The following is a 14,207-nucleotide window of genomic DNA, read 5'->3' as shown; positions in this document are numbered from 1 at the left end:
AAATGAGCAAGGATAAAAAAGCCGAAACCCAGAGATTTCGGCTCCATTGCATGAGCGAGAGTTTAACTGCTGACTTGAATGCGCTCAATATTAGCGCCAAGAGCCGACAGTTTATCTTCAATTCTTTCGTAACCGCGATCGATATGGTAGATGCGATCGACGATGGTTTCACCTTTTGCGATACAACCGGCAATCACTAGGCTGGCTGAGGCACGTAGATCGGTCGCCATCACCTGCGCGCCACTCAACGATTCCACATCACCACAAATCACGGTATTCCCTTCAATCTCCGCTTTTGCTCCCATACGCATCAGTTCAGGAACGTGCATAAAACGGTTTTCAAAGATGGTTTCAGTGATCTTGCCACCACCTTTTGCCATCATATTGAGTAGGGTAAATTGTGCTTGCATATCGGTTGGAAAGCCAGGATGAGGCGCAGTGCGAATCGAAACCGCCTTAAGCTCTTTTCCGGTCATATCAAGGCTTATCCAGCCCTCACCCGTTTCAATCTCAGCGCCCGCTTCTTCCAGTTTTGCTAACACGGCCTCTAACAAATGCGAGTGAGTGTTGTGGCAAACAATTTTTCCGCGAGAAACAGCCGCCGCGACTAAAAACGTGCCCGTTTCAATGCGATCAGCCACAACAGCGTGTTTACCACCACCCAAACGTTCAACACCTTCAATGGTAATGGTATCGGTGCCTGCACCGGATACTTTTGCACCCAGCTTATTCAAAAACAGTGCGGTATCGACAATTTCAGGCTCACGCGCAGCGTTGTCGAGTACGGTTGTGCCTTCGGCAAGGGTTGCGGCGCACATAATGGTAATGGTGGCACCCACGCTCACTTTATCCATGACGATGTGTGCACCTTGTAGACGACCTTCGACACTGGCTTTCACGTAGCCATCTTCTAAGGTGATGGTGGCACCAAGCTGCTCTAAACCGTGAATATGCAGATCGACAGGACGAGCGCCAATGGCACAGCCTCCAGGTAGCGAAACTTGGCCATAACCAAAACGAGCCACTAATGGACCGAGAGCCCAAATAGAAGCACGCATGGTTTTGACTAAATCATACGGCGCGCAATATTCATCAATTTGACTAGGATCGACATGAACTGAGCCATTACGTTCGACTTTAGCGCCTAAACGTTTGAGCAGTTCCATTGTGGTATCAATATCGCGAAGGTGTGGCACATTGGCCACTTCTACTGGCTCAGAGGCCAAAATAGACGCAAATAAAATAGGCAGTGCAGCGTTTTTGGCACCTGAAATGGTCACTTCACCTTGAAGAGGTTGTGTTGACCCAATAACTCGAAACTTTTCCATCAATAAACCTTACAGCGACATCAACTTTTTATCACGAGCCCACTCTGTTGGTGTGAACGCTTTAATAGAAAGGGCATGAATGTCGTTTCTTTGAATGTACTCCATCAGTGGAGCATAAATAAGTTGTTGTTTTTTAACGCGACTCATCCCTGCAAAACAAGCATCAACAGCGATAACTTCATAGTGGCTACCTTCACCTTTGACGTGGATCTCTTCAAGGTTTAGTGCTTGTTCTAATAACTGTTGTACTTTTGCGCTATCCACAATGTTCCCCTGCTTAATTCTTTATATGTTGAGCCATTAAACGATCAATGTTGCTCAATTGGAATAGTGTGCGCAGTTGCTCTGGCACGAAACTGAGCATTATATGACAGTTTCGTTTTTTTGCATGCTCTATTAGGTGGATTAACATCACCATTCCGGCAGAGTCTATGCGCTCAACGTTTTTCAGTTCAATCTCAAACTGTGTACTCACCGGGTTCCATTTTTGGATAAACGCCCATAAATCAGGCACATGCTCTCTGTCTAATGCGCCCGACAAAGCCGCAATCGGCATATCAGTTTGATGCCACTGCGGATGAATCATTGCGCTTTACCTTCAAAACGGATCGGCTGATCCGCCAATTGTTGCAGTTCATTGGCAACCGCTAAGATACCATCTTGGCGAATTTTACCGCTCCATTCAGATTGCTTACTGGAGAGCAAACTCACTCCTTCTGCAATCATATCAAAGACTTGCCATTCGCCATTTTTCTCTTTGCGCAATTTAAACTCAAGCTTGATGTTCGGTCGTGGCGTATCAATAATATCCACCTTCACGCTGGTAATGCGTTTATCATCCGACACCGCCTGTTCAGGCTCGAACTCAATAATTTGGTTACTGTACTGAGTCAATACTTGCGCATATGCACTGACAAGATAGGCACGAAATGCGGTGATGAAAGTGGCGACATCTTCACGCTTGGCCCCTTTTAAGTTTGGGCCCAATAACTTCAGTGCCGCATACTGCTCATTGACGTAAGGCATCAGCTCCTGTTCCACGATTTCTTTCAAATATTCAGGATGGTGGTGAATCGCTTCTTGTTCGGCTTTCAAACGAGTAAATGCCGTTTCAGACACCTGCTTCATCATGGTATAGGGCTGGGTTTTATCCACATTGGCCGCTTGCACAAACATAGCGGCAACGAGGGTAAATACAAAAATCAACGTCCGTTTAAACACTGTTTTTATAAACTCTGTTGTTATAAACACTGTTGTTACTCCTTACCTTTTTCTTGTGAGCCACCACCGACGCTATACAGCACTTGGCCAATCAAATCTTCTAATACGAGAGCGGATTTTGTGTCTTCAATTAAGTCGCCCTCTTTTAACATCTGTTCATCTTCAAAGACAAACCCGGGCACAAGCCCAATGTACTGCTCACCAATCAATCCAGAAGTTAGAATTTGTACACTCGACGTTTCTGGAAATTGATCATATTGACTGTTAATAGCCATAGTAACCACAGGCAGCAAGCTCTCTCTATCGAGTTTAATCTCGGCCACTCGCCCAACGACTACACCACCCACTTTGACTGGCGAGCGCACTTTTAAACTACCGATATTGTCAAATTCAGCTTTCAGTTGGTAAGTATGGTTGGAACCCAACCCTTTTACGTCAGCGACCTGAAAAATCATCACCAGAATTGCGCAAATTCCAGCAAGGACAAAGCTACCGACCCAAAGTTCTATTTTTCGTGTTTGCTGCATGATTAATTCCCAAACATCAATGCGGTGAGTACAAAGTCTAGCCCTAATACAGCTAAAGATGAATGCACTACGGTTCTTGTGGTGGCACGGCTAATACCTTCCGAGGTTGGAATAGCATCGTAACCGTTAAACAGTGCAATCCAAGTCACTGTGATGGCAAACATCACGCACTTGATCATACTGTTGCCAATATCTTGTCCTAGCTCTACCGATGACTGCATCGCAGACCAAAAACTGCCGTGATCAATCCCTTTCCAATCCACGCCAACAAGCTGGCCTCCCCAAATGCCGACCGCCATAAAAATCATCGCTAGCAACGGCATTGATATTAGCCCAGCCCAAAAGCGAGGAGCGATAATACGTTTGAGCGGATCAACCGCCATCATCTCTAAACTGGAAAGCTGCTCGGTGGCTTTCATCAGGCCGATCTCAGCGGTAAGTGCAGAACCAGCACGCCCAGCAAACAGCAGCGCAGTCACCACGGGCCCAAGTTCACGCAATAAAGAGAGCGCAACCATCTGCCCAAGGCTACCTTCCGCGCCGTAATCGACCAAAATCACATAGCCTTGCAGGCTCAACACCATGCCAATGAACAAGCCAGAAACGACAATAATCGCCAGCGACTGAACACCAACACTGTAGAGCTGCTTCACTAACAATGGAAAATTCTGAATAGGCCGTGGGCGGCTCACTAATGCGCCAAACAGCATCAAGCTCGCTTTGCCAAAGGCTTGGCAAAATTCGAGCGTACGGCGACCGAGCCCTTCAATCCAGTCAGTCAATGTAGACATCATGAGAATAAATCCTTTTCTAGGCTTTGCGCTGGAAAGCGAAATGGTACTGGGCCATCAGCCTCGCCTTGTAAAAATTGTTGTACGCGAGGATCGCTATTTTGATAAAGATCGTTTGGCGTTCCTTTGGCAATCACTTTGCCGTCAGCCAGCAAATAAACCCAATCGGCAATGCTCATCACTTCAGGAACATCATGAGAGACCACTATCGAGGTCACCCCCAAAGCTTGATTCAAATTGCGGATCAATTCCACCAGCACGCCCATGGTGATCGGGTCTTGCCCCACAAACGGCTCATCATACATGATCAGTTCCGGATCCAGCGCAATCGCGCGCGCTAATGCAGCCCTTCTTGCCATACCACCGGATAATTCGCTCGGCATGAGCAAGGCGGCACCGCGCAGACCAACCGCTTCTAATTTTAATAAAACTAATGTCTTAATCAGCGATTCATCTAATTGAGTATGTTCACGTAAAGGGAAAGCCACATTATCGAACACATTTAAATCGGTGAATAACGCGCCCGACTGAAACAACATGCTCATTTTTTTACGAGCTTGATACAGCTTTTTGCGACTGAGCATCGGGATGTTTTGTTTGTCGAACCAAATCTCACCTTGTTCAGGAAACAGTTGTCCGCCAATAAGACGTAGCAAAGTGGTTTTACCAATACCCGATGGCCCCATAATGGCGGTAATTTTTCCTTGCGGAACGCTGAGACTCACGTCATCGAAAATCTTCCGTCCTGAACGGGAGAAGGTTAAATTCTTGATTGTGACAAGATCGTTGATTGGCATCATGAGTGTTTCACTATTGTTGTCCGCCCCAAAATGATGGGCAATCATAAGCATAACGTTCTAAAATTAAAAGCACTGTTCAATTACATCCTAAAGTAAAGCATCATCTTTCGCCAAAACAATCTTCCGGTCATTTATTGATGGATAGATAACTAAACCATGAATTGAACGTAATTAATTGGATCTTCAGCTTCCCTTTTCGCAACCAACACGTCAAAATTAGCGGTTAATTGCATCATTTTTTCACTCATTTCATTAATTAGGTATCATCATGATCGAAGCGGTAGCGTTTCTCATTGTAGGTTTGGTGTTTTTAGTCTGGAGCGCTGACAAGTTAGTCTTTGGTTCTGCCGCGCTTGCTCGCAACTTCGGCATCTCGCCATTAGTGATCGGCATGACTATTTTAGCAATGGGATCATCAGCACCAGAGATGATGGTATCGGCAACGGCCGCTTTGGATGGGAAAACCGATACTGCCGTCGGTAACGTGCTCGGTTCTAACATCGCTAACATTGCTTTGATCTTGGGTATTACAGCACTCATCAAACCGCTTTCCGTCAGTTCTGCGGTACTCCGCCGTGAACTGCCGCTGATGATTGCGGTCACACTACTTGCTGGTGCGTTATTGTGGGATAACCACTTAGGATTCTATGAAGGTGTGTTGCTGTTTGCACTTTTCGCCGTGTTTATCATCGCGATGCTCCGCATTAGCCGTAACGAGCAAAAACATGGTGACGCGCTGCTTACCGAGCAGGAATCTGAAATACCGCAGGGCGTAAGCAACGCAAAAGCGGCTATTTGGGTAGTGATTGGGCTTATCATTCTGCCGATTTCTGCCAGCGTGTTAGTCGATAACGCCGTCATTATCGCTAAGTTTTTTGGCATGAGCGACTTGGTAATTGGCCTGACGATCATCGCTGTTGGGACCAGCTTGCCAGAATTGGCCGCCTCACTCACAAGTGTGTTGAAAGGCGAAGATGATATGGCTGTGGGCAACATTATTGGCTCGAACGTATTCAATATTCTTGCCGTGATGGGCTTACCCGGCATTCTTAATCCATCGATACTCAGTGAGCATGCGATGGGACGCGATTTTTGGGTAATGCTTGGCGTATCTCTGCTACTGGTTGCCATGGCTTTAGGGAAATCGCGTAGTATTAACCGCATTGAGGGAGGCGTGCTCTTCCTCGCTTTTATCGGATACCAAGCTTATCTACTTATGAATATGATCGCTTAACCCAAACTCGGAGTATCGAATGTCGAATCAGTTTGATTATCGCAGTGTTGCACAGCAAGTTCTCGCCACCGAAATGGCGGCTTTACAGCAGCTAGAGCAATACTTTGACGACTCATTTTGCCAAGCGTGTGAAATGATCATTGCCAATGATCACGGCAAAGTGGTGGTGATGGGTATGGGTAAATCAGGCCATATCGGTAAAAAAATTGCCGCGACCTTAGCCAGTACTGGCACTTCGGCATTTTTCGTACATCCAGGAGAAGCAGCGCATGGTGATCTTGGTATGATCGAGCGTGGCGACATCGTAATTGCTATTTCAAACTCTGGCGAATCCTCGGAAATTTTATCACTGTTTACTGTGCTAAAACGGCTCAATATTCGCATCATCAGCATGACAGGCAACCCGTCATCGAATATGGCAAAGTTGGCCGATCTTCATTTGCAAATCACAGTCCCACAAGAGGCATGCCCGCTTGGCCTTGCGCCAACCTCCAGCACCACCGCAACGCTAGTGATGGGCGATGCGTTAGCCGTCGCACTCTTGCAAGCACGCGGCTTTACCGCTGAAGATTTTGCGCTGTCTCATCCCGGTGGGGCTTTAGGTCGAAAATTGTTGCTCAAGCTCTCTGATATCATGCACATTGGCGATGCACTACCAACCGTGCAACCAAATGCATTGATCCGCGATGCCTTACTTGAGATCAGTCAAAAAGGCTTGGGGATGACCGCGGTAGTTGACAGCAACATGCAGCTTATTGGCATCTTTACTGATGGCGATTTACGCCGCATCTTAGACAAACGAATCGATATTCACAGCGCAGCAATCAGCGAGGTGATGACGCAAAACCCAACGGTAGCAACCCCTAACATGCTCGCGGTCGAAGGGTTAAACCTAATGCAAGATAAACGAATCAATGGCTTGATGCTGTGCGAAAATGGCACATTGGTCGGTGCATTAAACATGCACGATTTGCTCAAAGCAGGAGTGATGTGATGACCATGATTGATACACTCTACGGCCCGGTCTCACTGCCTATTCTCGACATAGCTAAGCAGATAAAACTGCTGATCTGCGATGTGGATGGCGTCTTCTCTGATGGCTTAGTTTATATGGGCAATCAAGGCGAAGAGCTAAAAACCTTCCACACTCGAGATGGCTACGGCATAAAATCATTGATGAATGCTGGCATTGAAGTGGCGATCATCACAGGTAGGCAGTCAAAAATTGTCGAAAACCGTATGGCCGTATTAGGCATTACACTGGTTTATCAAGGTCAGGATGACAAGGTCAAAGCCTATAACGACATTTGTCGCCAACTCAATATTGCCCCAGAACACACGGGGTATATCGGTGATGACTTGATTGATTGGCCAGTAATGGAAAAAGTCGCGCTGAGAGTCTGTGTCGCGGATGGTCACCCGCTATTAGTTAAACGCGCAAACTACGTGACCCATATAAAAGGTGGGCATGGCGCTGTACGCGAAGTGTGTGATTTGATTTTGCAAGCTCGCGGTGAGTTAGATGTGCACAAAGGCTTAAGTGTATGAGTTTATCTCGTGTCCTCTATGTGATACTGATTTTTATCGCATCGTGGTCAGCCTATTACTTGTTCGATAAAGAACAAAATACCGATATACAAGTTGCTCCGAACTTGGAGTTACCGTCGTTTAGTGGAAAAAATCTCGACAACACCACCTATAACGAGCAAGGTATCCGCAGCTACATCATTCAATCGACGCATCTGGATCATTACGCAAAAAGTGGCGACACCATTTTCGAGTACCCGATACTCAAAGTCTTCCGTGATGGTATTTTGCAAGAGTGGGAGATTACCGCTAAACGCGGCGTACTCGATGAAGAGCAAGTACTCACACTGTATGACGACGTACTGGCAAAAAACCTATTAGCAGATTCTGGTTTTGATACGCTTTCAACCATTAAGATGAGCATTCAACTCAATAATCGCGATTTTTGGGCCGATAATCAGGTCGATTTGGTTGGGCCACAATTCGAAACACAAGGACAAGCGATGAAAGGCAACTTTGCCGACAATACCGCTATTCTTTATAACCATGTACAAGGTAGATATGAAACTCTCACACCTTAGTCTTATTGCTTGTTTAGCGATTTCTGGTCACGCATTGGCATTGTCCACCGATAATGCTCAACCGGTTTACATCGATTCTGACAGCCAACAGCTCGACATGAAAAGCAACAAAGTGACTTTCCTTGGTGATGTCAAACTCAAACAAGGCAGTATCAGTATCAACGCCGACAAAGTGATTGTAACCCGTGATGCAAAAGATGGCTCCATTCAAGAAATTGAAGGATATGGCAACCTCGCCACTTTTTCGCAATTAACCGACGATGGCAAAACCTTGTATGGTGAGGCGAAAGAGCTCTATTACAAATTGGCCGATGATCAGTTGACGATGATCGATCAAGCCATGTTGTCACAAGATGATAGCATCATCCGTGGTACGAAAATTCGCTACAAAATTTCGTCACAGAAGCTGATGGCTGATGGTAACTCTAACGAGCGAGTATCGACTGTGCTTCAACCGCAAGCCACTACGACACAAGAATAATTATGGCCATACTTAAAGCAGAACATTTAGCAAAAAGCTATAAAAAACGCAAAGTTGTCTCTGACGTCAGCTTGCAAGTAGAATCGGGGCAGATTGTTGGCTTACTCGGTCCTAACGGCGCAGGAAAAACCACATCGTTTTACATGATCGTCGGTCTTGTCGCTCGTGATGAAGGTAAGATCAGCATTGATGATCACGACATCAGCATTTTACCCATGCACAGTCGCTCACGCTTAGGGATCGGCTACTTACCTCAAGAAGCGTCTATTTTCCGAAAATTATCGGTCGAAGATAACATCATGGCGGTACTTGAAACCCGTGAATCGATGACCCGTGAAGAGCGCCAAGATAAACTCGAAGATCTACTAGAAGAATTTCACATTCAACATATCCGCCATAGTGCGGGGATGGCGCTATCGGGTGGTGAACGTCGTCGAGTTGAAATTGCCCGCGCTCTTGCCGCAAACCCACAATTTATTTTGCTTGATGAACCCTTTGCAGGGGTCGACCCCATTTCCGTTATCGACATTAAAAAGATCATCCAACACCTGCGAGATCGTGGCTTAGGCGTTTTAATCACAGACCACAACGTTCGAGAAACATTGGACGTCTGTGAAAAAGCCTATATTGTAAGCCAGGGTCGTTTGATCGCAGAAGGTACACCACATGACGTGCTCAATAATGAAGAGGTAAAACAAGTTTATCTCGGTGAACAATTCCGTCTATGATTAAGTAGAGAGTGACATCAATTCTAAAAATAATAAGGTAACTGGCACTGAATGAAACCCTCATTACAACTGAAGCTCGGCCAACAATTAGCGATGACACCGCAGTTACAACAAGCCATTCGTTTGTTGCAACTCTCCACATTGGAACTCCAGCAAGAGATCCAAGAGGCTCTAGAGTCTAATCCATTATTGGATGTTGAAGAGGCCTATGAAGAGAATGCCACCGCTGATGTTCATAGCATCAATGAGGAGAAAGAAGCCAGTGCTGAGGTGTTAGATATTGAGCCACAAGACAGCTCTGACTTAATTGAAAAATCCGAAATCAGCAGCGAGCTTGAGATCGACACCACATGGGATGATGTCTACAGCGCGAACACAGGCAGCACAGGGATCGCCCTTGATGATGACATGCCCGTGTACCAAGGTGAAACAACGCAAACCCTGCAAGATTATCTACTGTGGCAATTAGATCTTACGCCGTTTAGCGACACCGACCGCAGCATTGCTCTTGCCTTGATTGACGCCATCGATGACTACGGTTATCTCACCGTTTCTTTGGATGATATTTTAGAAAGCTTTGCCGATGAAAATATCGAGCTTGATGAAATTGAAGCCGTTCGTAAACGTGTTCAGCAGTTTGATCCCCTCGGTGTGGCTTCAGTCAACCTTCAAGACTGCCTGCTTTTACAATTAGCGACCTACCCTGCCAGTACCCCTTGGTTAGAAGAAGCTAAACAGCTGCTGATCCAACACATTGATCTGCTCGGCAACCGTGACTACAAGTTGATCATCAAAGAAACCAAGTTAAAAGAAGAAGATCTGCGAGAGGTATTGCATCTCATTCAACAACTTGACCCAAGACCGGGAAATAATATTTCAACCGAGCACGCCGAATACGTTGTGCCTGACGTGTCTGTTTACAAAGATCACGGCAAATGGGTGGTAACAATAAACCCAGATAGCGTACCAAAACTTAAGATAAATCAACAATATGCAGCATTAGGCAAAGGTAACAGTGCCGATAGCAACTACATTCGCAGCAATTTGCAAGAAGCAAAATGGCTTATTAAGAGTTTAGAAAGTAGAAACGAGACACTGCTCAAAGTTGCCAAGTGTATTGTTGAACATCAACGTGATTTCTTTGAGTATGGTGAAGAGGCGATGAAGCCAATGGTACTCAATGACGTTGCTTTAGCGGTAGAAATGCATGAATCCACCATATCAAGGGTGACAACGCAGAAGTACATGCATACTCCGCGTGGTATTTTCGAATTGAAATACTTCTTCTCCAGCCATGTCAGTACCGACAGCGGGGGAGAGTGTTCATCGACTGCAATACGAGCACTGATTAAAAAACTGGTGGCCGCTGAAAATACAGCCAAACCATTAAGTGACAGTAAAATTGCAGATCTACTGGCTGACCAAGGGATTCAGGTAGCTAGACGGACGATAGCTAAATACCGTGAATCGTTGGGCATTGCTCCATCGAGTCAGCGCAAACGCCTACTGTAAGGCATAAAACAGAGAAGGAAAGTCTATGCAAATCAACATTAATGCCCATCACATTGATCTGACCGATTCAATGCAAGACTATGTAAACTCGAAGTTTCAAAAACTTGAGCGATTTTTTGACCATATCAATAACGTACAGGTTGTTTTACGTGTTGAAAAAGTACAACAGATCGCTGAAGCTACGCTCCACATAAATCAAGGTGATATCCACGCCGTGGCCGACAATGAAAATATGTATGCTGCCATTGACAGTTTAGTGGATAAACTCGTAAGACAACTCAACAAGCATAAAGAAAAGCTAAGTAGTCATTAATCATGCAATTAAGCGAAGTACTCTCATTGGACTGCACGAAAAGTGCGGTCCAATGCACCAGTAAAAAAAGAGCCCTAGAAATCATTAGCGAAATCGCTGCTGAGTATTCAGGTCAAAATTCCACCGAGCTGTTTGAATGCATGCTCAGCCGAGAAAAAATGGGCAGTACTGGTATTGGTAATGGCATCGCCATTCCTCATGCAAGAATGACCAACAGTGATCGTGCCATTGCCGTTTTGCTGCAGTGTGAAGAACCGATTGAGTTTGATGCTATTGATAATCGACCTGTCGATCTACTATTTGCGTTGCTCGTTCCTGAAGAGCAGTGCAAAGAGCATTTAAAAACGCTCGCTTGTATGGCCGAGCGCCTCAATGACAAACAAGTTTTAAAACAGCTTCGAAGTGCACAAAGCGATCAAGAGCTGTACGACATCATGACTAACCAATAGCCACCGAGCCGAAACTATGCGTTTAATCGTTGTGAGTGGTCAATCAGGCGCAGGGAAAAGCGTTGCTTTACGAGTACTGGAGGATCTCGGCTACTATTGTGTCGATAACCTTCCCGTCAACTTGTTGGATGCGTTTATTCAATCTGTCCAAGGCAGTAAACAAAATGTCGCGGTGAGTATTGATATCCGTAACTTGCCCCAAGAGCCTAGTTTGGTTGCGGATGTTTTAGAGCAGCTAAAACAGAATAACGACGTTAGTGTGCTGTTTCTCGATGCCAGTAAAGAGACACTACTCAAGCGCTACAGCGAAACGCGTCGTATCCATCCTCTCTCATTAAACGCCGATAAACCTTCGCTTGCGCAAGCGATTGAATTGGAAAAGTCGCTGCTTGCTCCGCTCAAAGAGCAAGCCGATTTAGTGCTCGATAGCAGTAATCAATCGTTGCATGAGTTGAGCGAAACCGTACGCATGCGAATTGAAGGACGTGAGCGTAAAGATCTGGTGATGGTCTTTCAGTCTTTTGGCTTCAAATATGGACTACCCAGCGATGCAGACTACGTGTTTGATGTGCGTTTTTTACCCAACCCACATTGGGAACCCGATCTTCGCCCATTGACTGGCCTGGATGCACCAATTAAGTCGTTTCTTGAACGCCATAGTGAAGTAATTGAACTTAAACAACAAATTCAAAAGTTTGTTGAATACTGGCTGCCGATGCTCGAAAAAAACAACCGCAGTTATCTCACAATTGCGATTGGTTGCACCGGTGGTAAGCACCGCTCCGTTTACCTGACTCAACAGCTTGGCGAGTACTTTGCTCAATTAGGTCACCAAGTACAGATACGCCATACATCATTAGAAAAACAGCAATAGGAGCGATGGTATGCCACTATTAAGTAAAACGGTTTTAATCCAAAATCGCTTGGGCCTTCATGCTCGTGCAGCCGTTAAGCTGGTTGAACTGTCGCAATCTTTTGATGCGGTGGTCACCATTCAAAGTGAAGAAGGAAAAGAAGCCACTGCAGACAGTGTGATGGGTTTGTTGATGCTCGAATCCGCACAAGGTCAATACATCACCATCAATGCTGAAGGCTCACAAGCAGAGCCCGCTTTGCAAGCGGTTAGTTCGCTGATTGAACATAAATTCGATGAAGATGAGTAAGCACAAGGCTTACACTCCACTCTCCTACAGACAGCGCATGCGCGCCCCTGATAGTCAAAATAAATTCAGTGCTTAATAAGAACTTATTAAATAAGGCCTAGAATTAAGTTACTATTCAACACATTGTAAGAATCCTAAGTAGGGGGAAACCATGGCCGAGCAAATTGAATTTGATCAAGCTCACCTAACCCTCCAAGAAGTCAGCGAAGCTTTAGAAAATGGTCGTTTTGTCCATGTCCGTCGCCAATTGCAGGACATGGAGCCAGAAGATATTGCTCACCTCTTAGAAGCCTCTCCACGTAAAAGTCGGGAGGTGTTATGGCAACTCACCGACCCAGAAGACTACGGTGAAATCCTTGATGAACTCAACGAAGACGTCAAAGATGCCCTAGTTTCCAAAATGGCACCCGAAAAACTGGCAGAAGCGACCGAAGGCATGGACACCGATGACGTGGCCTATGTACTGCGTAGCTTGCCAGATGACGTGTCACGCGAAGTGCTTTCGCAGATGGACAGCGCTGATCGCCAGCGCGTTGAAACCGCGCTCTCCTATTCAGAGGAAACAGCCGGCGGGATCATGAATACCGACGTGATCACCATTCGTGGTGACGTTGATATTGACGTGGTTTTACGCTATTTACGCATGCGCGGCGATCTGCCCGAAGCAACCGATGCACTTTACGTGATTGACGATGAAAGTAAGCTGATTGGGCATCTCTCACTCACCACCTTGCTGACCACGCAACCGGATATTCCAGTAAGTGAAGTCATGGATGATGCCGATGAGGCGATTTTGGTCACCACCAGCGACTCCGATGTTGCCAGCCTGTTTGAACGTCGCAACTGGGTGTCCGCGCCTGTGGTGGATGAAAACCAACACTTGGTCGGTCGGATCACCATTGATGACGTCGTTGACATCATTCGTGAAGATGCCGAACACTCAATGATGAGTATGGCTGGTATGAACGATGACGAAGATACCTTTGCTCCGGTAGTCAAATCCGCTCGTAAACGGACCATCTGGCTTGGGGCAAATGTTTTGGCCGCCCTAGCCGCCGCCTCTGTTTCCAACATGTTTGAAGCGACACTGGATCAAATGGCTGCCATTGCCGTGCTAATGACCATTGTGCCCTCAATGGGTGGTGTCGCAGGTAACCAAACCGTGGCCTTGGTCATTCGTGGTTTAGCATTGGGACATATCGGTGACAGTAACCAACGCGAATTGCTATTCAAAGAAGCGGCAATCGGTTTTTTAAATGGCATCATGTGGGCCACCATCATTGGTGGCATTGTGGTGGCATGGAAAGGCAATTGGATGCTTGGCGGCATCATTTCCGCAGCAATGATGGCCAACCTACTCATTGCCGGGATCGCCGGCGTCACCATCCCAATTTTACTGAAAAAAATGAAAATCGACCCGGCTCTTGCTGGCGGAATGGCGTTAACAACCGTCACCGATGTGGTTGGGCTTTCTGTCTTTCTCGGCTTGGCGACCATTTTGATGTAGCCCTATTTTGATGTAACCCTATAGTGATACATACCCAAACCACCC

Annotated in this window: 19 protein-coding genes; 12 read left to right on the top strand and 7 right to left on the bottom strand. The window is 46.1% G+C overall.

Translation table 11 applies throughout. From position 1 onward, the window contains the following. Positions 1 to 62 precede the first annotated feature (62 nt). Genes murA through mlaF form a run of 7 tightly spaced genes read right to left on the bottom strand, consistent with a single transcriptional unit; the run spans position 63 to position 4,664 of the window. On the bottom strand, positions 63 to 1,328 hold the full coding sequence (gene murA, locus AACV32_RS01620; protein WP_026029130.1) for a UDP-N-acetylglucosamine 1-carboxyvinyltransferase: 1,266 nt from the start codon (positions 1,326 to 1,328) through the stop codon (positions 63 to 65). A gap of 9 nt (positions 1,329 to 1,337) precedes the next feature. Next, positions 1,338 to 1,592 (bottom strand): BolA family iron metabolism protein IbaG, encoded by a 255-nt coding sequence (gene ibaG / locus AACV32_RS01615; protein ID WP_013855981.1) that lies wholly within the window; start codon positions 1,590 to 1,592, stop codon positions 1,338 to 1,340. Between the two features lie 13 nt (positions 1,593 to 1,605). After that, positions 1,606 to 1,914 (bottom strand): STAS domain-containing protein, encoded by a 309-nt coding sequence (locus AACV32_RS01610; RefSeq protein ID WP_010318828.1) that lies wholly within the window; start codon positions 1,912 to 1,914, stop codon positions 1,606 to 1,608. After that, on the bottom strand, positions 1,911 to 2,549 hold the full coding sequence (gene mlaC, locus AACV32_RS01605; RefSeq protein ID WP_029190030.1) for a phospholipid-binding protein MlaC: 639 nt from the start codon (positions 2,547 to 2,549) through the stop codon (positions 1,911 to 1,913). Before mlaC ends, AACV32_RS01610 begins: the two co-directional genes overlap by 4 nt. Before the next feature lie 35 nt (positions 2,550 to 2,584). After that, on the bottom strand, positions 2,585 to 3,076 hold the full coding sequence (gene mlaD, locus AACV32_RS01600) for an outer membrane lipid asymmetry maintenance protein MlaD (RefSeq protein ID WP_010318826.1): 492 nt from the start codon (positions 3,074 to 3,076) through the stop codon (positions 2,585 to 2,587). Positions 3,077 to 3,078: 2 nt separating this feature from the next. Beyond that, positions 3,079 to 3,870, bottom strand: a complete 792-nt coding sequence (gene mlaE / locus AACV32_RS01595) for a lipid asymmetry maintenance ABC transporter permease subunit MlaE (RefSeq protein ID WP_013855979.1) — start codon at positions 3,868 to 3,870, stop codon at positions 3,079 to 3,081. After that, positions 3,867 to 4,664: a phospholipid ABC transporter ATP-binding protein MlaF gene (gene mlaF / locus AACV32_RS01590; RefSeq protein ID WP_026029128.1), complete on the bottom strand. Its 798-nt coding sequence runs from the start codon at positions 4,662 to 4,664 to the stop codon at positions 3,867 to 3,869. Before mlaF ends, mlaE begins: the two co-directional genes overlap by 4 nt. A 271-nt stretch (positions 4,665 to 4,935) precedes the next feature. On the opposite strand from mlaF, the gene AACV32_RS01585 reads away from it, so the two are divergent. From AACV32_RS01585 to mgtE, 12 genes are all read left to right on the top strand, one after another. After that, complete coding sequence (locus tag AACV32_RS01585; protein WP_170895595.1) at positions 4,936 to 5,901, top strand: calcium/sodium antiporter; 966 nt, start codon at positions 4,936 to 4,938, stop codon at positions 5,899 to 5,901. A gap of 19 nt (positions 5,902 to 5,920) precedes the next feature. Then, positions 5,921 to 6,895 carry an arabinose-5-phosphate isomerase KdsD gene (kdsD, locus tag AACV32_RS01580; RefSeq protein WP_094164836.1) on the top strand — a complete coding sequence of 325 codons (975 nt, stop codon included), beginning with the start codon at positions 5,921 to 5,923 and terminating at the stop codon, positions 6,893 to 6,895. Beyond that, positions 6,892 to 7,449 (top strand): 3-deoxy-manno-octulosonate-8-phosphatase KdsC, encoded by a 558-nt coding sequence (gene kdsC / locus AACV32_RS01575; protein WP_013855974.1) that lies wholly within the window; start codon positions 6,892 to 6,894, stop codon positions 7,447 to 7,449. Before kdsD ends, kdsC begins: the two co-directional genes overlap by 4 nt. Then, entirely contained in the window at positions 7,446 to 8,009 is a 564-nt protein-coding gene (gene lptC, locus AACV32_RS01570; protein ID WP_013855973.1) for an LPS export ABC transporter periplasmic protein LptC, read from the top strand. The genes kdsC and lptC overlap by 4 nt, the downstream gene beginning before the upstream one ends. Next, positions 7,990 to 8,490 carry a lipopolysaccharide transport periplasmic protein LptA gene (lptA, locus tag AACV32_RS01565; RefSeq protein WP_013855972.1) on the top strand — a complete coding sequence of 167 codons (501 nt, stop codon included), beginning with the start codon at positions 7,990 to 7,992 and terminating at the stop codon, positions 8,488 to 8,490. The genes lptC and lptA overlap by 20 nt, the downstream gene beginning before the upstream one ends. Before the next feature lie 2 nt (positions 8,491 to 8,492). Further along, positions 8,493 to 9,218 (top strand): LPS export ABC transporter ATP-binding protein, encoded by a 726-nt coding sequence (gene lptB, locus AACV32_RS01560; protein WP_013855971.1) that lies wholly within the window; start codon positions 8,493 to 8,495, stop codon positions 9,216 to 9,218. A 51-nt stretch (positions 9,219 to 9,269) separates the two neighbouring features. Then, positions 9,270 to 10,730 carry an RNA polymerase factor sigma-54 gene (locus AACV32_RS01555; protein WP_170895594.1) on the top strand — a complete coding sequence of 487 codons (1,461 nt, stop codon included), beginning with the start codon at positions 9,270 to 9,272 and terminating at the stop codon, positions 10,728 to 10,730. A gap of 25 nt (positions 10,731 to 10,755) precedes the next feature. Continuing rightward, complete coding sequence (gene hpf, locus AACV32_RS01550; RefSeq protein WP_013855969.1) at positions 10,756 to 11,043, top strand: ribosome hibernation promoting factor; 288 nt, start codon at positions 10,756 to 10,758, stop codon at positions 11,041 to 11,043. Positions 11,044 to 11,045: 2 nt separating this feature from the next. Further along, positions 11,046 to 11,492, top strand: coding sequence for a PTS IIA-like nitrogen regulatory protein PtsN (gene ptsN / locus AACV32_RS01545; protein WP_013855968.1), 447 nt, complete (start codon positions 11,046 to 11,048; stop codon positions 11,490 to 11,492). Positions 11,493 to 11,508: 16 nt separating this feature from the next. Further along, complete coding sequence (gene rapZ, locus AACV32_RS01540) at positions 11,509 to 12,366, top strand: RNase adapter RapZ (protein ID WP_010318814.1); 858 nt, start codon at positions 11,509 to 11,511, stop codon at positions 12,364 to 12,366. 10 nt (positions 12,367 to 12,376) lie between these two features. After that, positions 12,377 to 12,655 (top strand): HPr family phosphocarrier protein, encoded by a 279-nt coding sequence (locus AACV32_RS01535; RefSeq protein ID WP_013855967.1) that lies wholly within the window; start codon positions 12,377 to 12,379, stop codon positions 12,653 to 12,655. Between the two features lie 151 nt (positions 12,656 to 12,806). Then, positions 12,807 to 14,162 carry a magnesium transporter gene (mgtE, locus tag AACV32_RS01530; protein ID WP_013855966.1) on the top strand — a complete coding sequence of 452 codons (1,356 nt, stop codon included), beginning with the start codon at positions 12,807 to 12,809 and terminating at the stop codon, positions 14,160 to 14,162. The last annotated feature ends 45 nt before the right edge of the window (positions 14,163 to 14,207 follow it).

The organism is Vibrio sp. B7, from assembly GCF_963888765.1.
In the GTDB taxonomy this organism is placed as follows: Bacteria; Pseudomonadota; Gammaproteobacteria; order Enterobacterales; family Vibrionaceae; genus Vibrio; species Vibrio anguillarum.
This window is presented reverse-complemented; position numbering and strand designations above follow the sequence as displayed.

Excerpts from the sequence above, each read along its gene's own strand:
- mgtE (WP_013855966.1), top strand. The coding sequence starts at position 12,807 with ATGGCCGAGCAAATTGAATTTGATCAAGCTCACCTAACCCTCCAAGAA.
- AACV32_RS01585 (WP_170895595.1), top strand. The coding sequence starts at position 4,936 with ATGATCGAAGCGGTAGCGTTTCTCATTGTAGGTTTGGTGTTTTTAGTC.
- lptB (WP_013855971.1), top strand. The coding sequence starts at position 8,493 with ATGGCCATACTTAAAGCAGAACATTTAGCAAAAAGCTATAAAAAACGC.
- mlaE (WP_013855979.1), bottom strand. The coding sequence starts at position 3,870 with ATGATGTCTACATTGACTGACTGGATTGAAGGGCTCGGTCGCCGTACG.
- ptsN (WP_013855968.1), top strand. The coding sequence starts at position 11,046 with ATGCAATTAAGCGAAGTACTCTCATTGGACTGCACGAAAAGTGCGGTC.
- hpf (WP_013855969.1), top strand. The coding sequence starts at position 10,756 with ATGCAAATCAACATTAATGCCCATCACATTGATCTGACCGATTCAATG.
- lptA (WP_013855972.1), top strand. The coding sequence starts at position 7,990 with ATGAAACTCTCACACCTTAGTCTTATTGCTTGTTTAGCGATTTCTGGT.
- murA (WP_026029130.1), bottom strand. The coding sequence starts at position 1,328 with ATGGAAAAGTTTCGAGTTATTGGGTCAACACAACCTCTTCAAGGTGAA.
- mlaF (WP_026029128.1), bottom strand. The coding sequence starts at position 4,664 with ATGCCAATCAACGATCTTGTCACAATCAAGAATTTAACCTTCTCCCGT.
- AACV32_RS01535 (WP_013855967.1), top strand. The coding sequence starts at position 12,377 with ATGCCACTATTAAGTAAAACGGTTTTAATCCAAAATCGCTTGGGCCTT.
- kdsD (WP_094164836.1), top strand. The coding sequence starts at position 5,921 with ATGTCGAATCAGTTTGATTATCGCAGTGTTGCACAGCAAGTTCTCGCC.
- mlaD (WP_010318826.1), bottom strand. The coding sequence starts at position 3,076 with ATGCAGCAAACACGAAAAATAGAACTTTGGGTCGGTAGCTTTGTCCTT.
- rapZ (WP_010318814.1), top strand. The coding sequence starts at position 11,509 with ATGCGTTTAATCGTTGTGAGTGGTCAATCAGGCGCAGGGAAAAGCGTT.
- AACV32_RS01555 (WP_170895594.1), top strand. The coding sequence starts at position 9,270 with ATGAAACCCTCATTACAACTGAAGCTCGGCCAACAATTAGCGATGACA.
- lptC (WP_013855973.1), top strand. The coding sequence starts at position 7,446 with ATGAGTTTATCTCGTGTCCTCTATGTGATACTGATTTTTATCGCATCG.
- AACV32_RS01610 (WP_010318828.1), bottom strand. The coding sequence starts at position 1,914 with ATGATTCATCCGCAGTGGCATCAAACTGATATGCCGATTGCGGCTTTG.